The sequence below is a fragment of the uncultured Altibacter sp. genome, from assembly GCF_963972995.1.
Lineage (GTDB): Bacteria > Bacteroidota > Bacteroidia > Flavobacteriales > Flavobacteriaceae > Altibacter.
In genome coordinates this window covers 36,477-57,926 of record NZ_CAXAXI010000006.1, presented here as the reverse complement: position 1 = coordinate 57,926, position 21,450 = coordinate 36,477, and the positions used below count along the sequence as shown (strand labels likewise).

General features: G+C 45.0%; 17 protein-coding genes. 8 read left to right on the top strand and 9 right to left on the bottom strand.

Annotated features, from left to right (window positions below; all coding sequences use genetic code 11):
* The first annotated feature begins 8 nt into the window (after window positions 1-8).
* The 3 genes from AACZ11_RS03955 (at window position 9) to AACZ11_RS03945 (ending at window position 4,473) form a co-directional block, all read left to right on the top strand.
* A complete protein-coding gene (locus AACZ11_RS03955) occupies window positions 9-1,088 on the top strand; it encodes an AMP-binding protein (RefSeq protein WP_290626927.1) in 1,080 nt (359 codons plus the stop codon).
* Between the two features lie 123 nt (window positions 1,089-1,211).
* Window positions 1,212-3,059: a von Willebrand factor type A domain-containing protein gene (locus AACZ11_RS03950; RefSeq protein WP_290626925.1), complete on the top strand. Its 1,848-nt coding sequence runs from the start codon at window positions 1,212-1,214 to the stop codon at window positions 3,057-3,059.
* Between the two features lie 97 nt (window positions 3,060-3,156).
* Window positions 3,157-4,473, top strand: coding sequence for a M24 family metallopeptidase (locus AACZ11_RS03945; protein WP_290626923.1), 1,317 nt, complete (start codon window positions 3,157-3,159; stop codon window positions 4,471-4,473).
* Between the two features lie 3 nt (window positions 4,474-4,476).
* On the opposite strand, the gene AACZ11_RS03940 is transcribed toward AACZ11_RS03945, so the two are convergent.
* The 3 genes from AACZ11_RS03940 to AACZ11_RS03930 all read right to left on the bottom strand — a co-directional run bounded on the left by AACZ11_RS03940 (window position 4,477) and on the right by AACZ11_RS03930 (window position 8,030).
* Complete coding sequence (locus AACZ11_RS03940; protein WP_290626920.1) at window positions 4,477-4,899, bottom strand: DoxX family protein; 423 nt, start codon at window positions 4,897-4,899, stop codon at window positions 4,477-4,479.
* Window positions 4,900-4,986: 87 nt separating this feature from the next.
* Window positions 4,987-6,288 (bottom strand): MFS transporter, encoded by a 1,302-nt coding sequence (locus AACZ11_RS03935; protein ID WP_290626918.1) that lies wholly within the window; start codon window positions 6,286-6,288, stop codon window positions 4,987-4,989.
* Between the two features lie 113 nt (window positions 6,289-6,401).
* Complete coding sequence (locus tag AACZ11_RS03930) at window positions 6,402-8,030, bottom strand: carboxyl transferase domain-containing protein (protein ID WP_290626916.1); 1,629 nt, start codon at window positions 8,028-8,030, stop codon at window positions 6,402-6,404.
* 225 nt (window positions 8,031-8,255) lie between these two features.
* Between AACZ11_RS03930 and AACZ11_RS03925 the strand changes: the two genes are divergently transcribed.
* The gene (locus tag AACZ11_RS03925) at window positions 8,256-8,432 is read left to right on the top strand and encodes a CAL67264 family membrane protein (protein ID WP_233273971.1); all 177 of its coding nucleotides are present in this window, start codon (window positions 8,256-8,258) and stop codon (window positions 8,430-8,432) included.
* 120 nt (window positions 8,433-8,552) lie between these two features.
* Window positions 8,553-10,244, top strand: a complete 1,692-nt coding sequence (gene ettA / locus AACZ11_RS03920; protein ID WP_339831540.1) for an energy-dependent translational throttle protein EttA — start codon at window positions 8,553-8,555, stop codon at window positions 10,242-10,244.
* Between the two features lie 78 nt (window positions 10,245-10,322).
* Here the strand turns inward: ettA and AACZ11_RS03915 are convergent, their stop codons facing one another.
* Entirely contained in the window at window positions 10,323-12,860 is a 2,538-nt protein-coding gene (locus tag AACZ11_RS03915) for a T9SS type A sorting domain-containing protein (RefSeq protein WP_290628123.1), read from the bottom strand.
* Between the two features lie 90 nt (window positions 12,861-12,950).
* On the opposite strand from AACZ11_RS03915, the gene AACZ11_RS03910 reads away from it, so the two are divergent.
* Complete coding sequence (locus tag AACZ11_RS03910) at window positions 12,951-14,987, top strand: S9 family peptidase (RefSeq protein ID WP_290628125.1); 2,037 nt, start codon at window positions 12,951-12,953, stop codon at window positions 14,985-14,987.
* An 11-nt stretch (window positions 14,988-14,998) separates the two neighbouring features.
* Here the strand turns inward: AACZ11_RS03910 and AACZ11_RS03905 are convergent, their stop codons facing one another.
* The 5 genes from AACZ11_RS03905 to hutI all read right to left on the bottom strand — a co-directional run bounded on the left by AACZ11_RS03905 (window position 14,999) and on the right by hutI (window position 19,469).
* The gene (locus AACZ11_RS03905) at window positions 14,999-15,910 is read right to left on the bottom strand and encodes a DUF4350 domain-containing protein (RefSeq protein ID WP_290628127.1); all 912 of its coding nucleotides are present in this window, start codon (window positions 15,908-15,910) and stop codon (window positions 14,999-15,001) included.
* A 4-nt stretch (window positions 15,911-15,914) separates the two neighbouring features.
* Window positions 15,915-16,709, bottom strand: a complete 795-nt coding sequence (locus AACZ11_RS03900; protein WP_290628128.1) for an MBL fold metallo-hydrolase — start codon at window positions 16,707-16,709, stop codon at window positions 15,915-15,917.
* Window positions 16,710-16,771: 62 nt separating this feature from the next.
* On the bottom strand, window positions 16,772-17,227 hold the full coding sequence (locus AACZ11_RS03895; protein WP_290628130.1) for a GNAT family N-acetyltransferase: 456 nt from the start codon (window positions 17,225-17,227) through the stop codon (window positions 16,772-16,774).
* Window positions 17,224-18,237, bottom strand: a complete 1,014-nt coding sequence (locus AACZ11_RS03890) for a formimidoylglutamase (protein ID WP_290628132.1) — start codon at window positions 18,235-18,237, stop codon at window positions 17,224-17,226. The genes AACZ11_RS03895 and AACZ11_RS03890 overlap by 4 nt, the downstream gene beginning before the upstream one ends.
* On the bottom strand, window positions 18,234-19,469 hold the full coding sequence (gene hutI, locus AACZ11_RS03885) for an imidazolonepropionase (protein ID WP_290628134.1): 1,236 nt from the start codon (window positions 19,467-19,469) through the stop codon (window positions 18,234-18,236). Before hutI ends, AACZ11_RS03890 begins: the two co-directional genes overlap by 4 nt.
* Window positions 19,470-19,528: 59 nt before the next feature.
* On the opposite strand from hutI, the gene AACZ11_RS03880 reads away from it, so the two are divergent.
* The gene (locus tag AACZ11_RS03880; RefSeq protein ID WP_290628136.1) at window positions 19,529-20,710 is read left to right on the top strand and encodes a PLP-dependent aspartate aminotransferase family protein; all 1,182 of its coding nucleotides are present in this window, start codon (window positions 19,529-19,531) and stop codon (window positions 20,708-20,710) included.
* A complete protein-coding gene (gene bshB1 / locus AACZ11_RS03875; protein WP_290628138.1) occupies window positions 20,707-21,423 on the top strand; it encodes a bacillithiol biosynthesis deacetylase BshB1 in 717 nt (238 codons plus the stop codon). Before AACZ11_RS03880 ends, bshB1 begins: the two co-directional genes overlap by 4 nt.
* The last annotated feature ends 27 nt before the right edge of the window (window positions 21,424-21,450 follow it).

Genomic DNA, 21,450 nt, shown 5'->3' with positions numbered 1-21,450 from the left:
TCTGTTTTGTGAATCCTACCCCGCACATACTCCATCCGGATTTTACGCTCAACGGACTTCAATTTGAAGCTGTTGAAGAGCTGCTCGATTTTGCCGGTGAACTCAGGCGGGAAGGTGACGATCACGAAATTGGAATCGGGAAGTTCATTCAAAAATGGTTCAACGATAAATCGTATATTACGGTGAAGACCTCCGGCGCCACAGGAAAATCGAAAAAGATCCGTCTCGAAAAACAATGGATGGTCAACAGTGCCATAGCGACCGGCACGTTCTTTAAATTGGGCGCTAAGACCTCTGCCTTGTTATGTCTACCGCCTAATTTTATTGCCGGAAAGATGATGTTGGTGCGGGCCATGGTTTTGGGTTGGGAACTTCATGTCGTGGCACCGGAAAAAGATGCACTCACACAATACGACAACGACTACAATTTTGCAGCCATGGTTCCTTATCAGGTACTCCATTCTATTAAAGCATTAGCCAAGGTCAAAAAATTGATCATTGGTGGCGGCCCCATCTCTGCGGCGCTGGAAGAAAAACTGCAACAGGTTCCCACCGAAGCCTTTGCTACCTATGGCATGACCGAAACGAGTACGCATATTGCCGTTCGCAGGGTCAATGGCCCGGCGAAATCTGATCTCTATGCCGCTTTACCCAATGTAAAGTTCGACCTAGATCATAGGGGCTGTCTGGTAATTCATGCCCCCGAGATCCTTTCAGAACCGATCGTCACAAACGATCTGGTGCAGTTAGAATCCCCTTCTTCCTTTCGGTGGTTGGGCAGGTACGACAATCTTATCAATTCCGGCGGAATAAAATTGTTTCCCGAAAAGATCGAAGAAAAACTGTCGGCCTTTATCAAACTCCCTTTTATCATTACTTCGGAAAAAGACCCCGAATTGGGCGAGCGTGTTATCCTTATTTTTGAGAGTGACCGAAGCGGAAGTGTTCCAAACTATTCTGAAGCATTTGCAAGTCTGGACACCTACGAACGCCCTAAAAGGGTATATTCCATTTCAAAGTTCCCGTACACAGAAACCGGGAAGATCAAGCGTGCCGATGTACTGCAAGTTTTGCAAAGATATCGATAGCCCTACGCCTAAACTCATTCGCCGTATTTGTTGACTAATCAAGAATAACGGTTGCCTCAATACTGTTTTTATCCAGATATGTAACAATGTAGCTTTATACCATAACCATAAAACCACAACGTTATGAAATCAACAGTACTCGTATTTATTTTTACATTAGTTGCCTTTCAACTTTCAGCCCAACAAATCACGGTCTCAGGCACTGTCACAGATGATTCTGGGTTGCCTTTGCCTGGTGTAAATATCATTGAAAAAGGAACCCGTAATGGGGGACAGACAGACTTCGACGGACATTACAGCATCACGGTAGCTGTAGGTAATACGTTGGTATTCTCCTACGTAGGATTTAACTCTCAGGAGGTTAAGATCAGTTCTAAAACGCATACCCTGCATATCGTTTTGAATGCGGATAACGCTCAATTGGATGAGGTAGTTGTAACTGGCTACGGTTTTTCGGGAAGATCAAATAAAATAAGAGTTCGGGGAGTAAGTTCATTAAGCGGAAAGACTGCTGGCATTTCAATGACCAGAGCAGAACGGAAGAACATACAACGGTACAGAAATACGAATACAGATAATGAATCGTACGGAAGGATTCAAGAGAACATCTTCAAACGAGTAGAAACAGCTCCGCTTAGCACCTTTTCAATAGATGTAGATAGAGCAGGGTATAGCAATATCCGAAGGTTCATCAATAATGGTCAGGAAATCCCGAAGGATGCAGTGAAAATAGAGGAGATGATCAATTATTTTGATTATAACTACCCGCAACCTGAAGGAGGTGTTCCTTTTTCAATAACTACCGAGATTGCGTCCTCGCCATGGAACAGCGATGCGAAGCTTGTACGAATTGGTCTTAAAGGAAAGGATATTTCGGTATCCGGAGTCCCTGCATCGAACCTCGTTTTCTTATTGGATGTTTCAGGATCTATGGAAAGTCCCAATAAATTACCTCTTTTAAAATCGGCCTTGCAAGTACTCGTCGAACAATTACGAGCAGAAGATAAAGTAGCTATTGTTGTCTATGCGGGTGCTGCGGGATTGGTACTGCCGCCTACGGCAGGAAGCAATAAACAACTTATATTAAATGCTATTGAAAACCTTACCGCAGGAGGTTCTACCGCCGGGGGTGAAGGTATAAAACTGGCATACAGAATAGCAGAAGAGCACTTTATCAAAGGAGGGAATAATAGGATCATTCTAGCTACCGACGGTGATTTCAATGTTGGAGCGTCCAGTGATCGTGCAATGGAAGATCTCATTGTGGAAAAACGAAAAAGCGGTGTGTTCTTAACGTGTTTAGGCTTTGGAATGGGAAATTATAAAGACTCTAAAATGGAGACTTTGGCCGATAAAGGTAATGGGAACTATGCTTATATCGATACCATGCAGGAGGCTCGTAAAACATTGGGCAGTGAATTTTTCGGTACGCTGTACACCATTGCTAAAGATGTTAAACTACAGATTGAGTTCAATCCGAGTAAGGTACAAGCTTATCGATTGATCGGGTATGAGAATCGCTTGCTCAATGACGAAGATTTCCAGGATGATACCAAAGATGCCGGTGAGCTGGGAAGCGGTCATACGGTAACGGCACTGTACGAGATCATACCGGTTGGCGTGAAAAGCATGTATGTAAAGAATGTACCAAAGCTGAAATATACCAATGCGAAGATAGCCGGCGCATCTGATGAAGTCCTTACTGTAAAGTTTCGATATAAAGAACCGGACGGAGAAATAAGCAAACTGATAGAACGAACCGTCTTAGATACCAATACCGCCTTTCAGGCGGCATCCACCGACTTCAAATATGCAGCTTCGGTGGCCTTATTCGGGATGCAATTGAGAAAATCGGTTTTTATCAATACTCAAAGACCGGCAGACGTTATAGCACTTGCAGAGGCAGGAAAAGGAGATGACCCCGAAGGCTATAGAGCAGAGTTTATAAGGTTGGTAAAGAGTTACCAATAGCCTGCATTCAATAAAGATGAAGAAAAGAGGAGTGACTGTGTTCACTCCTTTTTTTATTTCTGAAATCTATTTACTTTTAAGGTGTAAAACTAACACTATGAAAAAGATCGTATTTATTCTCTTGCTGGCTTCATTTTCTCTCAACGCCCAAATTCTTTCAGAACGTGATCGTGCATCTTTAAGAGATGAAATTCTAGCAGACCGATTTACAAACTTGCTTCCTAAATTAATGGATGCTACTCAAATAGACATGTGGTTGGTCATTGCCCGAGAGTATAATGAAGATCCTGTGATGCGAACCATGTTGCCGGCTACCTGGTTGAATGCTCGCAGACGAACGATCTTGGTTTTTTACAGAGACAAAGAGCAAAATACCATAGAAAAATTGGCCGTTGCGCGCTACGATGTTGGAGAGAATATCACATCGGCTTGGGACAAAGAAAAGCAACCCGATCAATGGGAACGACTGGTAGAGATCATCAAGGAACGAAACCCGAAAAGAATCGGAATTAACACTTCAGAACATTTTGGAATTGCAGACGGACTCGTTCAAACCGATTATAAGGAACTAAAGAATGCGCTGCCCGACACCTATAAGGAGCGGCTAGTTTCAGCAGAGAAGTTGGCGATCGCATGGATCGAAACCCGTACACAAAAGGAAATGGACCTTTACAATACCTTGGTCGCCATTACCCACGATATTATTGATGAAGCGTTCTCTGCCAAGGTGATCACCCCGGGTGTGACTACTACAGACGATGTGGTTTGGTGGATGCGTCAAAAGGTAACAGATATGGGTCTGGAGACTTGGTTTCATCCAACGGTGGATATTCAGCGGGACCAAGAAGCACTTAAAAGTCATATTGAGTCCTTCAGTAAGGCAAAAAAGGATGCCGTGATCCAACGTGGAGACCTGCTTCACTGTGATTTTGGTATAACCTACATTGGCCTCAACACCGATTGTCAACAGCATGCCTATGTTTTAAAGGAAGGGGAAACCAAAGTGCCGGGGTTCCTGCAACAGGCATTTTCGAAAGGGAACCGGGTGCAAGATATCTTTACCGCCAATTTCAAAGAAGGGAAGACAGGGAACGAGATTTTACTCACTTCCTTGTCTCAAGGCAGGGAGGAAGGACTTCAGCCCTCTATTTACACGCATCCGTTAGGAACCTACGGGCATAGTGCCGGTACCACATTTGGAATGTGGGACTCTCAAGAAGGTGTTCCGGTGAATGGAGATTATCCACTACACCTAAACACCGTCTATGCAATTGAACTCAATACAACGGTCTACCTGCCCGAATGGGGGAAAGACATACGCATCATGCTGGAAGAGGCCGGGTATTTTGGCCCTGAGGGCTTTCGCTATGTGAACGGCCGACAGGAAGCCATCAAGCCAATACAGGTGAAATAACGCTTATTGTTGCATCTTTAAATATTTGTCTACGGAATGCTTACCCGATCCATAGAATAAAAAGAAGATACAAATAAATAAGACCACCAGTGCCAGTATGAGATTCATGGTGTTCATTTCTCCTAAGAAATTGATGAGTACGGCTCCTATAAGTATCGGTAATTGAGCGATGACTGCCCAGCGTGTCAATAGACCGAAAGCAATCAACAGCCCACCAATAAAGTGTGCCGGAGCCACATAGTGTACAGCGAGCATTCCGCCGGCATAGCCCTGCAAAGGTTTAAACAGTTCCATAAGCATGGCTGCATCTGCCATAAAGTTAATCCCTTTGATAAAAAGGAAAACGCCCAGACCAATACGCAAAATATCCAACGGATAATAGGTGTGTGCATTGGCCCATTTGTTCAATGATTTGATTGTTCCCATGATTGAAAAGATTACGATTGCCTATCTAAGATACTCATTATAAGAACAATACGGAAACAATTTTTGTATTTCTAAAGAAATAGACTTTCAGTCCTGAAGTGTTCTCGTTGGCGATGAACTTTTGGTGAGCCAATAGAATCGAACCGCAGCCAGCAATCCTACCACCGAAAAGCCCGCTAACAACCAGAACACATGTTGATGTCCGGGTTCTCCCGGTGAAGCATCTAAGAGATACCCCATGGCCGGACCCATAAAGATGTCCGGTGTATAGCCGATAAGTGAAATGAGACCCACCGCGGTACCTGTTACCGCAAGCGGAATATAACCTTCCTGCAAGGCTGCGAAATATAATGTTCTAAAGGCATAGACACCCGTAGCGGTAATTAAGAGGGAGAGTAAGAAATAGAATGACAAGGAAGGGCCTAACACTCCCGAAGCAAAGAGGAGTGCGCCCAAAAGCATCACCATAAATCCTAGGATCATCATCAAAGAGGTTCTGGTCTTGTCAGCTAAAAGACCAATTCCTACACCAATGACAGGACGGATGTAAAGCAGATAGGTACCCACTTGAGCCGATTCGATTTCGTTATACAACATTACCTCTCTGGCATAGAGCGAAAAGACATCGGTGATCTTATAACCAACATAGGCGCATAAGATAATAACCATGAGAAGCCACACAGTGGGAATTTTTATGACAATAGCGTAATTAAGGAGAGTTTCACGGAAAGAGTGTCTAGAGCGAGTATGGTTTTCTTCGGAAGGGTCACTTCGCAAGAAAAAAAGCACCAATACACCTATAAAGCCAACCATCGCAGAAGTGATTAGGATTACGTTCCGAAACGCTTCTTTGCGTTCCGAATAAACAGCTTCTGCAATTTCCGAAGTAATGAAAAGAGAAAATATGAACACGCCCAAGGATCCGAAACCTGCGGCTACAAGTCCGCGTCCACCGTCTAAGAAACCAAAAGCCAATCCTTGTCGGTTGCTGCCGCCCCATACACGCGTTGCCTTGATCATGGCCGCCCAAAAAAGGAAAATGGTGGTGAACCCCCAATATCCATAGAGAAGTTGTAAGACCGGATAGGCAGGATAGGTAGCCAAGACTACCCCTCCTGCAGCAGTGAGGAACAATGCGACTGCAATAAGTATCTTAGGTTTAAAGGTATCGGCCAAGCTGCCACCAAAAAGATAGGAGATAAAAGCTACGATACCATACATCGAAAAACAGGTACCCAGTTCCAGATTGTTCAACTGAAAGACATCCAAAAAAGTAGGACGAAAGACCCGCGCGAGGACAAAAGGCAGTATGAACACAGCTTCGCCTGCCAAAATAAGCAGAATGATAGTAAACGTTTTATAAGAGGTAAAGGAACTACCGGTTTTCATCCCTGAAAGATAGTAAAACCGGAACTAGTGATATACCCAGACTTCTAAATCTTCCTCAATTAAAAATCTATGGAGAGCTTACCCACTTTTTCTCGTATTGTAACGATTTAATATCATACTTGTATCACCCCTAAATTAAACGCTTTTTCTATGGGAGCGTGATTGGCCGCTTCAATGCCCATGGAGATCCACTTTCGGGTATCCAACGGATCGATCACCGCGTCTGTCCACAAACGGGAGGCTGCATAATAAGGTGATATTTGTCTGTCATAGCGTGCCTTGATACGATCATACAATTCTTTTTCAACTTCGGGAGTGATGGTCTCGCCCTTCTTTTTTAGCGAAGCAGTTTCAATTTGTAACAATACTTTGGCGGCACTGTTACCGCTCATGACGGCCAATTCGGCACTGGGCCAGGCTACAATAAGACGTGGATCATAGGCTTTTCCGCACATGGCATAGTTACCCGCACCATACGAATTGCCTATAACGATGGTAAATTTAGGAACCACACTGTTGCTAACGGCATTTACCATTTTCGCACCATCCTTAATGATACCACCGTGCTCACTTTTACTGCCCACCATAAAGCCTGTGACGTCTTGCAGAAAGACCAAAGGGATTTTTTTCTGATTGCAATTTGCGATAAAACGCGTGGCTTTATCGGCACTATCACTGTAGATCACTCCACCAAACTGCATTTCTCCTTTGGTGGTCTTTACCAAACTACGCTGGTTCGCCACAATACCCACAGCCCAGCCGTCGATGCGTGCATAGCCGGTTAGGAGGGTCTTGCCGTATCCTTCTTTATATTGTTCGAAGGTACTGTTGTCCACCAACCGTTTGATGATCTCCACCATATCGTATTGGACGGCTCGGGAGCGTGGGAGAATACCGTGAATATCCTCCGGATTCTCCTTTGGCTTAGCCGGAGCCTCCCGGTTATAGCCTGCGGGGGTGTAATCACCGATCTTAGAAACGATATTCTTTATGGTGTCTAAAGCATCTTTGTCGTCTTTTGCCTTATAATCGGTGACACCGCTTATCTCACAGTGCGTGGTGGCACCACCAAGGGTTTCGTTATCGATACTCTCTCCAATTGCTGCTTTTACGAGATAGCTTCCTGCCAGAAAGATACTGCCGGTCTTATCTACGATGAGCGCTTCGTCACTCATAATAGGCAGATAGGCTCCTCCGGCGACACAACTCCCCATGACGGCAGCGATCTGGGTAATCCCCATGCTGCTCATGACAGCGTTGTTCCGAAAAATACGTCCGAAATGCTCCTTATCCGGAAAGATCTCATCCTGCATGGGTAGATAGACACCGGCACTGTCTACGAGGTAGATAATGGGTAAGCGGTTCTCTATGGCAATCTCCTGCGCCCGAAGGTTCTTCTTGGCAGTAATGGGGAACCAAGCACCGGCCTTTACGGTGGCATCGTTCGCAACCACCATACACTGCTTTCCTTTAATATAACCCATCTTTACTACCACACCACCGCTGGGTGCCCCTCCGTGCTCTTCATACATTCCGTCTCCTGCGAAGGCCCCAATTTCAATGGTGGGTTTTTTCTCATCCAAAAGATAATTGATACGCTCCCGAGCGGTCATTTTGCCTTTGGCATGGTGTTTAGCAATACGTTTTTCACCCCCACCTAATTTTACCTCAGAGAGGCGTTTTCTTAAATCGGACAGTAAGAGTTTATTGTGATCTTCGTTTTTGTTGAAGTTAATATCCATGCGTGCTTGAGATTTGTTCAAAAATACAAAAGTATGGTATTTTGCATACTGAAAAATCTATTTTATTACCGATATTTGCGATAGGTTGCCATACGTACCTAATGGCAACAGAGTAGAACTTGCGTTAGCGATCGAGCCATTGTTGAAGCTCTCCGCCCCGGCGGAAGCGACTGGTGAGAGCGCGGTGCGCCTTTGCGCGCAAACGCCCAAAAAACAAATAACATGATGAATAAAAATACAGTATTAGCATGGGCCACCTTTATTATGATCGTGGTTGGCGTTGCCCTTATTGCCATGGGAGCGTTTCGATATGACGATGTGGCGGGCTGGGGCTTTGCTGCCGTTGGGATTGGCTTCTTTGCCATTGCCTGGGTGTTTAACGCCCTAAAAGGGAGAGTGTAGCGGGTTTGATGGTGATAGCTCGAAGCTAAAGAAAGGAAGCAAGAAGCCGTCAAATGCTGTGAGCAGAGAGCTGAACCAAGGCTCCAAGGAACAAATAATCTAAACTAATTTTACAAAAAAATGTCTGACGATAAGAAAGTGATCTTTTCGATGTCCGGGGTGACGAAAACGTATCAAAATGCACAAACACCGGTACTAAAGAATATTTATTTAAGCTTCTTCTACGGCGCCAAGATAGGCATCTTGGGATTGAACGGAAGCGGAAAATCTACCTTGCTCAAAATTATTGCCGGGGTGGAGAAGAACTATCAAGGAGATGTGGTCTTTGCACCCGGTTACAGTGTAGGGTATTTGGAGCAGGAGCCGAAACTGGATGATGACAAGACGGTGCTTGAAATAGTGAGAGAAGGGGCAGCCGAAACGGTTGCTATTTTAGATGAATACAATAAGATCAACGATATGTTTGGTCTGGAAGAGGTATACAGTGACCCCGACAAGATGCAAAAATTAATGGATCGTCAAGCCGTCCTTCAAGATAAGATCGATGCCAGCGATGCCTGGGAACTAGATACGAAACTCGAGATCGCCATGGATGCGCTACGTACGCCGGAACCCGATAAGAAGATTGGGGTGTTGTCCGGTGGGGAGCGTCGCCGAGTGGCGTTATGCCGACTCTTGCTTCAGGAGCCGGATGTTTTGTTGCTTGATGAACCAACCAACCACTTGGATGCCGAGAGTGTACACTGGTTGGAACATCATCTGGCCGCATACAAAGGAACCGTGATCGCCGTGACGCACGACCGTTATTTTCTGGACAATGTGGCCGGATGGATCTTAGAATTGGATCGAGGTGAGGGCATTCCATGGAAAGGAAATTACAGTTCTTGGTTGGATCAAAAATCGAAACGACTGGCACAGGAACAGAAACAAGCCAGTAAGCGACAAAAAACACTCGAGCGTGAGTTGGAGTGGGTGCGGATGGCTCCCAAAGGTCGCCAAGCTAAGCAAAAGGCCCGATTGAACAATTACGATAAGTTGATGAGTCAAGACCAGAAGCAACTGGACGAGAAACTGGAAATCTACATCCCTAACGGTCCTCGTTTGGGAACCAACGTGATCGAAGCCAAGGGTGTGGCGAAAGGGTACGGTGATAAGCTGCTTTATGACGACCTCAACTTCAAACTACCTCAGGCAGGGATCGTGGGAATTATTGGTCCGAACGGAGCCGGAAAGACGACCATCTTTAGAATGATCATGGGTGAGGAGACTCCGGATAAAGGTGAATTTGTGGTGGGAGATACTGCTAAGATCGCGTATGTAGATCAGGCGCATTCCAACATCAATCCCGATAAAAGTATTTGGGAGAATTTTAGCGACGGTCAGGAATTGATCATGATGGGCGGCAAGCAGGTAAATTCCCGTGCGTATCTCAGCCGGTTCAACTTTAGCGGAAGTGAGCAAAACAAGAAAGTTTCTACCTTGTCCGGAGGCGAACGTAACCGTCTACATCTGGCAATGACTTTGAAAGAAGAAGGGAATGTACTCTTATTGGATGAGCCTACCAACGACTTGGATGTAAATACGCTGCGAGCTTTAGAGGAAGGTCTGGAGAATTTTGCGGGATGTGCCGTTGTTATTTCTCACGACCGCTGGTTCTTGGATAGAATTTGTACGCACATCCTTGCGTTTGAAGGAAATAGTGAGGTCTATTTCTTCGAAGGAAGTTTTAGTGACTACGAAGAGAACAAGAAGAAGCGTTTGGGCGGTGATCTTTTACCGAAACGAATCAAGTACAAGAAACTGATCCGATAATTATCTTCTGAAGCTTACTTGATAAACTTTCACATGTCGAAGGCCGAAATGTGACAGTTTGTTTTTATAAAATTTCTGCTACTGAATGATGAGTTTCTTGGTTATTGCGCGTCCGTCACTTATGATAGTAACAAAGTAGATTCCCTCTGAAATACCTTCGGTGGAAAAAGACAGCGGTTCGGGACTGCTGAAGGTTCCTTCGAACAATACTTCAATTAGTTTTCCCCGGAGATCGTACAGTGTGACGGTTCCTTCCGAAGTAAGGGTATGAGATACCGTAAATCTACCACGAGCAGGATTAGGATAGAGTGAAATATTGTTTTCTGAAAGCACCTCTTCTGAAACATCTAAAACGATATTTGAAAGGTCGTATTGATGGATGGACCTTCCAAAGGTTCCGGCGTATAACATATTAGTGGGTTCATGGAGCTTTAAATCTCTGATTACCGTAATAGGCAGGTCGTTACCTAAGATATCCCAGCTTGCGCCATCGTTTGAAGAATACCATACATTGGTATCTGTTGCGGCAAAAAGTAATTGTTCATCTTGGGTGAGTAATATGTCGTTTACGGGAATGCTTGGAAGATTCCCTGAAATATCTGTCCAGTTCTGTCCGGCATCGGTAGTCTTAAAGATATGTGGCGTATAATCCAGCAAACTAAACCCTGAAAAAGTAACATATGCCGTCGCATCGTCACTAGGTGAAATAGCAATAGCGGTTACGTAGCGATCCGGAAGTCCGCCACTCACATTGGTCCATGAAGCTCCTCCGTTTGTGGTGACATGCACATTCCCATCATCACTGCCTGTATAAACAACGTCCAGGTTATTGTAGGAAGGAGCAATGGCTGTTAGGGTCCCATAGGATAAAGAACCACTGGGATGCTGCCCATTGGTGAGATCGGGGCTGATGGCATTCCAAAAGACGGCCCTGTCTGAGATGTACAGCCGATTGGTCCCATAATAAACTTTCTCCGAATTGAAAGGGGAGAGGACTACCGGGGTGTTCCAGTTGTTACGATCACTTCCGCTGATCCCGGCCGTGGCACTTGAAAAGCTAGCCCCGCCATCGGTGGAGCGGCCTAGATTTCCAAATTGAGATTCTACGTATATAAAATTATTATCGACAGGATCCACATTCACGTGGAATCCGTCACCTCCCCAGATCGCATTCCAATCGTTGGTACCCGCTGTTAAGGTTCTGATGGTGTTGTTGTCTTGTGTTCCGCCATAGACACCGTTGGGTTGCAGGTAGTCTACTTCAATATTGTAGAATTGCGTAATGGGAAGATTCGTAAATTTTGTCCATGATGTTCCTCCATCTTGTGAGGTATAAGCACCTCCGTCGTTTCCGGCCAAAAGGAAATTTGGATTTGTGGTAGAATATTCCAGCGCATGATGATCTACGTGCATACCATTGATAGGCTGCCAACTTGCACCACCGTTGGTGGTACGTGAGATACCTTGGCCCAGAACGAATACTTCGTTAGGGTCTGTAGGACTTACCCGTATATTTCCAAAGTACCACCCGAAATTTGCATCAATACCGGCGAGCTCTGAAAGCGTGACCAACGACCACGTAGTTCCGTTATCATTCGAGCGGTAGAGTCCGTTAAACGTATTGGTGATCTCATTGGTGGTATAGCGTGCATAGACGGTAGCAGGATTGGATTGTGAGATCGCCAGTCCGATACGTCCGGTTTGTGCATCTGGGGCGGGAAGTCCGTTCAATGCGCCTAATTGGGTCCAAGTCGTTCCTCCATCTGTAGAACGGTGTATCGCAGAAGTCACACCGCCATAATCGCGTTGCCAAGGCTTGCGCGTTCGTTCCCACATGGCTGCGAAAAGGATATTGGTATTTTGGGGATTCATGACCACATCGATGGCAGAAGTGGAATCGGTAACAAAAAGTACTTGTTCCCAATTAGCGCCGGCATCGGTAGAACGATAGATACCGCGTTCATTGTTATATCCATATAAACGCCCGGTGGCAGCTGCGAAAACCCTGTCGGGGTTTGTTGGGTCTACCACAATACGTGCAATATGATCTGAATCGTTCAAACCTACATTCGTCCAGTTACTTCCGCCATCATCAGACCGATAGATTCCATCTCCAAAATAAGCGCCGTCGGTAGCACTACCGTTTGCTTCACCGGTTCCTACATACAGCCGTTGTGTATTGGAAGGAGCAATGGCGATGTCGCCTATTGAAGGCTTCCCTATTTGATCGAAAATAGGAGTCCAGCTGGAACCTCCGTTGGTCGTTTTAAAGACACCTCCTGTGGCAGCACCCACATACAGAATGTTGTCATTGGTAGGATCGATGGCCACATCGGTAATTCGCCCTCCTGTATTTAGCGGTCCCACAAGCGTCCAGTCGCTTCCGTTACCTTCGGAGCGTGATGAGAGGATCGCTCTTGATTGCTCCAAAGCACGTTCCATGGCGCTCTTATTCATGATATTATTCGGATAGGCACGTTGATTGTACATCCACTCGTGTGGGTATTCTTTAAAATTTTGAGAGGTGATTTCTGTAGCAAGCGGTTCTTTTTCTGAAAATAGAAGAACGCAAAAGACCAACAGAGCAATAGAAACAAGGAAGACACTTTTTTTCATACCATAGCAATTTGTTCAAAGATAGGGGAATACATCTTAATTTGAAAAACCCTAACAAAAGGAGTATCTTTCCGTTCCAAAAATTTATACATGATGCCAACATTGTTCCGTTCCCTTATTATTATTGTCTGCCTTTCCGGTTTTTCTCTAAAGGCACAACTTCAGAAAAATTTCGAATATCTGGATGTATTTCAGTTGGAATATGCAGCCGATCCTCAAATATCGCCAAACGGGGATTACGTGCTGTATAGACGTACGGGATTTGATATCATGAAAGATCGTTCCAGCGGCAATTTATGGCTGCTGAGTACCGATGACCGAAAGATACATCACAAGCTAACCGTCAATGAAGGAAATGAGAGTTCTGCCACATGGTCTCCATCGGGAGATCGTATTGCTTTTGTAAGCAGCACGGACGAAGGCAGTGAAATCTATATCTACTGGACCGCAACCGGTTCCATTGCAAAGCTCACACAGTTAGAAAACAGTCCCGGTTCTCTTACTTGGTCACCGGACGGTACCGAGATTGCCTTTACCCTAAAGATCGATGCAAAACCACCAGTTTTGGCCAAAATGCCGCCGAAGCCTAAAGATGCCAAGTGGGCGGAGGCACCGCGAATTACCGACAGATTAAAGCATGAGGCTGATGGTGCAGGGTACATAAAACCCGGTTTCACACACATTTTTAAAATTCCTTCGGAAGGAGGGACTCCCTTACAATTGACGAGCGGTGATTTTAATCATACAGGGTCATTGTCGTGGACGCCCGACGGAAAAATGATCCTTTTTTCGGCAAATCGGAACGCCGATTGGGAATATGAATTTCGAAATTCGGAAGTGTATGCAGTGAGTACCCGAACGGGTGTGATCACACAATTGACCGACCGAAACGGACCTGACAGTGCGCCGAAAGTTTCTCCGGACGGACGCTACGTTGCCTATACCGGCTTTGAAGATAAAGTGCAAGCATACCAAGTTCAAACCCTGCAACTAATGAAGCTCGACGGTACTGCGAAACGTACTGTTTCTGAAAATTTGGATCGAGATGTGGATGCAGTTGTATGGGCTTCAGATAGCAAAGGAGTCTATTTTATGTACAACGATCTGGGGGTCACGAAGATCGCTTATATGGATTTAAATGGTACCGTGGAGGATATTGTTTCGGATGTAGGCGGAACCACCTTGGGGAGGCCGTATGCTAGCGGGAGTTTTAGTGTTTCAGAAAAAGGAAATATCGCTTATACACGTTCGCGTCCCGATCGTCCTTCCGATGTGGCGGTCACCACATCCAAAGGTAAAAACATACGAGTACTTACCGATCTCAATGCAGACCTTCTCGGTTACCGCACCTTGGGAACCGTTGAAGAAATTTGGTATACGTCCAGTGTAGACGGGCGAAAGATACAAGGATGGGTTGTTTATCCACCCAACTATGTAAAGGGTACTAAAGTGCCCTTATTGGTCGAGAACCATGGAGGTCCCATCTTGAATTACGGGCCGCATTTTTCGGCGGAAATACAACTCTATGCAGCTGAAGGATATGCCGTATTTTACCCAAATCCGCGTGGGAGCACCAGTTACGGGGAGGAGTTTGGTAACTTGTTGTTCAATAATTATCCCGGAGAGGATTATAACGATGTGATGGACGGGGTCGATGAGCTGATCAAAAAAGGCATTGCCGATGAAAACCGCTTGTATGTCACGGGCGGAAGCGCCGGCGGGATCATGACCGCTTGGATCATTGGGAAGAACAATCGTTTTAAAGCAGCTGTAGTGGCCAAACCGGTTATGAACTGGATTAGTAAGACCTTGGTGGCCGACAACTACTACGGCTATGCAAACTCCAGGTATCCGGGTCAGCCGTGGGAGAATTTTGAGAACTACTGGAAATTCTCACCTATTTCATTGGTTGGAAATGTAGAGACCCCAACGATGGTGATGGTAGGAATGAACGATCTACGTACACCGCCAAGTGAAGCCAAGCAATTGTATCATGCATTAAAACTTCGAAAGATCGAAACGGTCTTGGTGGAGATCCCGGAAGCCTCTCACGGTATTGCTTCCCGCCCCAGTAATTTAATTACCAAGGTAGCGCATACCCTAGCGTGGTTTGAGAAGTTTAAGTAAAATAGCATGTTCTATAACTTGCCATCCAACCAATGAATGATATTTAACAGTAGCTGGTAGTTCTGCGGCGCGATGGGGTTGTTCATTCCCATCTTTTCTTGTTCCGGTCCGGCTAATTGAGCCGAGAACATGGCGGCTTCCCCAAAGACCACGAGGCGGCCTTTTCCAACTTTTCGGTAGGCGCCCTGTAACCAGCCATTCGTATTACGTCTTGGCGTATTTTTATGAAAGACCCAGGCCGTATCGGGAAGGAGGTTTACGTAGCGTTCGTCCAATACCAGCACTTCTTTTATGGGAGCGTTGGACCGAAATGCCTGACCTGTGAAACTAACAACCTCTGTTACTTTTTCAGAGTTGAACCTTCCATTTGTGATGGTGTTTGCAATAAGGCTCCCTTCCTTTCGATTGAAGAATGCAGGGCCTTGCGAGATGGTATCAAATACAAACCCATTGGTGAATTCAATATCAAAGGCAGAAGCAAGGCCTGCTGCTGCACCGGCCAATGGCATGTGATCTGCGATCAAGAAGAGGCTTCCACCTTCTTCCACCCAGTTTTTTACTATTTCAATTTCCTCGTTCGTAAAAGCAGATAAGGTAGGGTTGACCCAATTTCCGATGCTCTTTTCATTTAGTGCATTGGAAATGACAAGAATCTTTCCTTTTTGTAAACTTTCTTTGGTAAAGTTTCCTTTGTAACTTTCAACAGTATAGCCGTCTCGCTCTAAAAGATCTGCAAACGCTTTGTACCGGCCTCCCTTCGTATGAAAATTAAAATGGCCCTCGTCAATAAAGATAACAGGACCTGTTCCTTTTTGGTATGCAGGTGTTGAGATGGGAGGATTGTATAATGAATCTGCCACTTGCTGTCCAAAACCGAAGGAAGTGGCCAGCAAGCACAAGAAAACGAAATGCCGGCTTTTCATATCCTTATTTTTTTGGGTACCAGTCCAACTGAGTTACCTTTATATCGTGGTTTTCCATTTCGACCAATCTTTTGAATTTGTCGACATCACTAAGCCCATCTTTCCCGCGATAATGATAAGGATAGACCGTATCGGGTTTAAAATCCAGCACCGCATCGGCGGCACGCTCTACAGTCATAGTATAGGGAAGATTCATACATACAAACGCTATATCGATATTCTCCAATTGGCGCATTTCCGGAATATCTTCGGTGTCACCGGAGATGTAAACGCGGCGCTTGTCCTTTTCGATCACATAGCCGTTGCCACGTCCTTTAGGGTGCCGACTGTCTTCTGATTCCGGTAGGTTGTACATGGGAATCGCCGTAATTGTGAACTCAAGTTTGTTTGCTGAATTTCCATTGTTAAGAACCATGGTTTTTTTCCGAAGCGCTTCAGGAAGTTCATCCACAACCGCCTGCGGGGCAAAGAGATGTGTTTTCTCTTTTACAACAATTTCTAAGGTTTCAATATTAAAGTGATCACCGTGTATATCGGTCACCAGAATAATATCCGGCTCCGCTTGTCCTTCAAAAGCAGCCATACCGCCCACAGGATCGATATATACTACACTTCCATTCCAAGTTAATACCATAGTGGCATGGGAAATGGGTTGAATATTGAATGCGACTTCCTGAGGCTCGAAATCAAGTGTCGTACTGTCCACTACAATGGCGCTGTCTTTTCCTGAAGTAGTATTCTTATTGTTACAGGAAACAAAGGCAATGGCGACGCAGGCAAGAATGCTTATTTTGTGCATAGGTGTTAGTTTTTTCTGAAATTACAAATTTTTCAGAAAATAGATGCCTGTGTTACACTATTTTATGAAAGCAGAAGTTCCATTTTGATATTACTTCGCTCATAAGGACTGTTCGCTTCCACCGGAATTTCAATGAACCCGTATTTTCGATAGATGTAAATAGCGTTTGCTAATTTAGTGTTAGAGTACAAGAAGAGTTTCTTAAACTGCTGCACCTTGGCAAAGTCGATACAGTGTTGCATGAGTTTTTGACCAATCTTTTTACCGCGTTCCTCCGGCCGCACCGCCATTTTGGTCAGCTCATAGATCCCTTCTGCTCTCTTTAATAGTGCTACCGTGCCCAATACGCGATCCTCTTCTATAGCAAAGAAAATGTGTCCTCCGGGATCAAGTATGTAATGTTCGGGGTTGCGTAACACTTCCCTGTCAAAATCCTCTACGTAAAAGAACGTTTCCAGCCACTCGACGTTAAGGTCGTAGAAGTGTTGTTTGTATTGAGGCTTAAAGGAACGTATCATGATGTTTCACCGGAAAGCACATCGCTTATAAAGTAAGCAATGGTCTTTGCAACTTGATTAGGAAAAGATTCTGTTTTCGGATTTCCTTCGCAAATATGAATATAAATGCAGTGTTCTTTTTTAGAAAAATAGCGTAAGAAGTGTCTCGCTTCCGTCACCGAAAACCCGCTGGGCGACTGCGCACTGCTGCCCATCTCTGCAATGGCATCCATGTCCAATTCCAGTCCAAATGGTTTTTGTCCACAAAAGGTATCTGCCTTTTGTAAAAATACTTCAAAGGAATTGCCTTTATCCTGAAGAAGTGAGTCGAAGAGTGCGAACTGGATACGGTCCTTATGTTTTTTCATAGTGTCGAACACCGATTGTGAGGTATAATTTCGGTGCAATCCAAAAACAAAATATTTTTCCAGATACCCTTCATTGTATGCGTAAGAGAATCCGTTGCCGCTGTGCCTGTGTTCCAAGGCCCTGAAATCGGTGTGGGCGTCAAAATTGATACAATTGAGAGGGCCGCCCAAGGCTGTACTGGCTCCGTTTAAGTTACCGTAACTGTTGTTATGTCCGCCGCCAACAAGGATGGGAATTTTACCTGTTTTAATTATAGCAGCTACCGCTTCCGCAACTTTAGTATCTATATTGGATACCAAAGCACCTAATTGTTGCGTGTTCAATGCATCATCTTTTGCAACAACGCCTAGCGCACTTACTTCGTCTCGGCAATCGATCTCACCCAATAGTAATACTTTTTCGGCTTGCGTGAATTCATTCTGCTGAATATTACACAACACTCGCAGTGCTTGTGTCCATGCTTGGGAAGTTCCTGAAATTCCGAAATTAGCACGAACACCAATGTCTTCAGGAATACCCAGCAATACATACGGATGCTTGCTGTTTTGAAGGCTTTGCCAATCATGGGCGATCGACAGAACCTCTCCAAACTTCACTTCTCCGTCTCGCTTATTTACAAGCGAACGAACCTCATCTTCAGCATAAAAGGTCACCGTGCTCATAACCGTTCTCCATTTATAATTACAGTATCGATTAGATTGCTACCAAAAGCGTAGGGGAGATAGCCGTAGGAAGGAACCTCCTTGGTAATAATGATACTTGCCTTTTTTCCTTTTGTAATGCTGCCATGTGTTTGGCTGAGGCCCATAGCATAGGCACCGTTAATGGTAGCTGCATTGATGGCTTCTTCCGGTGTTAGTCTCATTTTGATACAGGCAGTGGCCACTACAAAGTTCATATTCCCGCTTGGTGTCGAACCCGGATTGTAATCTGTGGCAAGCGCTAGCGGTAACCCGGAATCAATGAGCTTACGTCCCGGGGTGTAGGGGATGCTTAAAAAATAGGAGCAGGAGGGAAGTGCGACAGGCATAGTCTTACTGCCATGAAGGGCGGCGATATCAGCTTCGGTGAGTACTTCGAGGTGATCGACACTTAACGCATTGTGTTGAACACCCATGGCGATCCCACCCAACGCCGTGAATTGGTTGACGTGAATCTTGGGGATAAGATGGTATACAGCCGCTTCAGAGAGGAGTCTGTGCGTATCTTCAACTGAGAAATAACCCTCTTCGCAAAAGATGTCTACATAGTCGGCCAGATTTTCAGCAGCCACCTTTGGAAGCATTTCATTACAGATCAGATCCATATATCCCTCTTTGTCTCCTTTGTATTCTGAAGGAATGGCATGTGCGCCTAAAAACGTAGTTCGTACCGAGATTGGATAATTCTCAGCTAATTTTTTGGCTACCCGAAGCATTTTCAGTTCTGCTTCGGTGGTGAGGCCATATCCGCTCTTGATCTCAATGGCACCGGTTCCCAATTGCATCACTTCTTCCAATCGGGCTGCCGACTGGCGGTATAGCTCCTCTTGGGAAGTCTCTTGTAGTTTTTTGGCGCTATTCACAATACCGCCTCCTTTTTGAGCGATCTCTTGATAGCTCAATCCATTTATGCGGTCGACGAACTCTTGTTCCCGATTGCCGGCATAGACCAGATGTGTATGAGAATCGCACCAAGTTGGCAAGACCATTTTTCCGGAGCAATCGATGGTTTCTGAAACCTCCAATTGAGGTAACACATCCATGCTACCGTAGTCTGCGATACGATCTCCATCAAGCAGTAACCAAGCATTTTTTAAAGTTGGGAGCTTCGCCATGTCCTTGCCGGAAACCATAATGGGGGCCGAGTCTCGAACTTGCAACAGTTCTTCGATGTGAGTAAGTAAAACTTTCATTGGCTAAAGATAGCAAACCTTAAAAGGAATTTATACCTTAGAGCTTCAAAAAATTTGAGATGAAGCCAACAAAAAAACTCGGTGTGAATACGGTTTGCACTCACGTGGGTGAGGTTGCGGACAAGCAATTTAAAGGAGCGATCTCCCCGTTGTTTATGTCAAGCTCCTATGCGTATGAGAATGTTGAAATAAAACGCTATCCGAGGTATTTTAACACCCCAAATCAAGAAGCATTGTGTAAGAAGATTGCAATGTTGGAGCACGCCGAACGAGGATTGATCTTCGGAAGTGGTATGGCCGCAGTGAGCACTGCTATGCTTGCCTTTTTAAATAAGGGCGATCACGTAGTCTTGCCAAAGACCTTGTACGGTGGGACGTATAACTTTGTTTCTGAAGAATTTGAAAAATTTGGAATTGAGTATACTTTCGCCGAAGGATTTTCGGAAGAAGATTTCACAAAGGCCATTCAGAAAAATACAAAGGTGATCTATGTGGAAACACCATCCAACCCGTTAATGCTGATCACCGACCTTAAGATGATCGCCCGTATTGCGAAACAACACGGATTGGTGTCTATGATCGACAACACATTTGCTTCGCCAATTAATCAAACCCCATTGGATTTCGGTATCGATATTTCCATTCACAGCGCAACCAAATATATGGGGGGACATAGTGACATTTGTGCAGGAGCGGTTGCAGCAAGCGAAGCACACATCGAGAAAATATGGCATAAAGCAAAGAACTTAGGAGGAAGTCTGAGCGATTACACCGTTTGGTTGTTAGAACGAAGTATGAAAACGCTGGCATTACGGGTGAAGGCACATAATAAGAACGCAAAGAAAATGGCAAAATGGCTGGATAAGCACCCCTTGGTAGCTAAGGTCTATTATCCCGGACTCCCCTCGCATCCCGATCATGCATTGGCTAAAAAGCAAATGCGCGGTTTCACCGGGATGTTGTCTTTTGAATTGATCGATTCTGTGGACGCCGGTGCCTTTATGAATGCTCTTCAATTAGTGAAGCAATCCATGAGTCTGGCCGGTGTTGAATCTACCATCCTCTCGCCCACCAAAACATCTCACGCATTGTTATCTCCCGAAGAACGTAAGAAGCAAGGCATTATGGACGGACTATTGCGCTTTTCGGTAGGTATTGAAGACAAAGAGGACCTTATAACCGATTTTGAACAAGCCTTTGATACGGTTGGAAAGGAACAATTACAAAAATTACTTTCATGAAATTAGATATACTTGCCATTGGAGCACATCCTGATGATGTTGAATTGGGCTGCGGTGCTACACTGGCCAAAGAGATTAATAATGGCAAAAAAGTAGGTATTTTGGATCTCACCCGAGGCGAATTGGGGACAAGAGGTTCTGCCGAGATTCGGGATAAAGAAGCCGGGAGAGCGGCCAAAATACTAGGGGCTTCCGTACGACTCAATCTTGAATTTGCCGATGGCTTTTTTGTGAATAATGCAGCTTCGCAACTGGAAGTCATTAAAATCCTCAGAAAATATCAACCGGATATTGTCTTATGTAATGCCATAGACGATCGTCATATTGACCATGCCAAGGGAAGTCGCCTAGCTAGTGACGCTTGTTTCTTAAGTGGATTGGCGAAGATAGAGACCATCTTTGAAGGCAATCATCAAAAAGCCTGGAGACCTAAGCAGGTCTATCATTATATTCAATGGAAGAACATAGAACCCGATGTGGTAGTGGATGTTTCCGGTTTTATTGAAAAAAAGCTTGAAGCTGTCTTTGCGTATGCAAGTCAGTTTCATCGCGAAAATGCGGTTGAGCCCGAAACGCCAATTTCTTCAACCAACTTTAGAGACAGTATCACCTACAGGGCGCAAGATCTTGGCAGGTTGATAGGAGTGGCTCATGGCGAAGGATTTACGGCAGAGCGCTATGTTGCGGTGGATTCTTTGTTTAAATTGCAATAAAATTGTTGGAGAATGGTATTGCGCATA

Bases quoted from the DNA above. Each gene is read 5' to 3' on its own strand.
- AACZ11_RS03950 (WP_290626925.1), top strand. From the start codon at position 1,212: ATGAAATCAACAGTACTCGTATTTATTTTTACATTAGTTGCCTTTCAA.
- AACZ11_RS03945 (WP_290626923.1), top strand. From the start codon at position 3,157: ATGAAAAAGATCGTATTTATTCTCTTGCTGGCTTCATTTTCTCTCAAC.
- AACZ11_RS03940 (WP_290626920.1), bottom strand. From the start codon at position 4,899: ATGGGAACAATCAAATCATTGAACAAATGGGCCAATGCACACACCTAT.
- AACZ11_RS03935 (WP_290626918.1), bottom strand. From the start codon at position 6,288: ATGAAAACCGGTAGTTCCTTTACCTCTTATAAAACGTTTACTATCATT.
- AACZ11_RS03930 (WP_290626916.1), bottom strand. From the start codon at position 8,030: ATGGATATTAACTTCAACAAAAACGAAGATCACAATAAACTCTTACTG.
- AACZ11_RS03925 (WP_233273971.1), top strand. From the start codon at position 8,256: ATGAATAAAAATACAGTATTAGCATGGGCCACCTTTATTATGATCGTG.
- ettA (WP_339831540.1), top strand. From the start codon at position 8,553: ATGTCTGACGATAAGAAAGTGATCTTTTCGATGTCCGGGGTGACGAAA.
- AACZ11_RS03915 (WP_290628123.1), bottom strand. From the start codon at position 12,860: ATGAAAAAAAGTGTCTTCCTTGTTTCTATTGCTCTGTTGGTCTTTTGC.
- AACZ11_RS03910 (WP_290628125.1), top strand. From the start codon at position 12,951: ATGATGCCAACATTGTTCCGTTCCCTTATTATTATTGTCTGCCTTTCC.
- AACZ11_RS03905 (WP_290628127.1), bottom strand. From the start codon at position 15,910: ATGAAAAGCCGGCATTTCGTTTTCTTGTGCTTGCTGGCCACTTCCTTC.
- AACZ11_RS03900 (WP_290628128.1), bottom strand. From the start codon at position 16,709: ATGCACAAAATAAGCATTCTTGCCTGCGTCGCCATTGCCTTTGTTTCC.
- AACZ11_RS03895 (WP_290628130.1), bottom strand. From the start codon at position 17,227: ATGATACGTTCCTTTAAGCCTCAATACAAACAACACTTCTACGACCTT.
- AACZ11_RS03890 (WP_290628132.1), bottom strand. From the start codon at position 18,237: ATGAGCACGGTGACCTTTTATGCTGAAGATGAGGTTCGTTCGCTTGTA.
- hutI (WP_290628134.1), bottom strand. From the start codon at position 19,469: ATGAAAGTTTTACTTACTCACATCGAAGAACTGTTGCAAGTTCGAGAC.
- AACZ11_RS03880 (WP_290628136.1), top strand. From the start codon at position 19,529: ATGAAGCCAACAAAAAAACTCGGTGTGAATACGGTTTGCACTCACGTG.
- bshB1 (WP_290628138.1), top strand. From the start codon at position 20,707: ATGAAATTAGATATACTTGCCATTGGAGCACATCCTGATGATGTTGAA.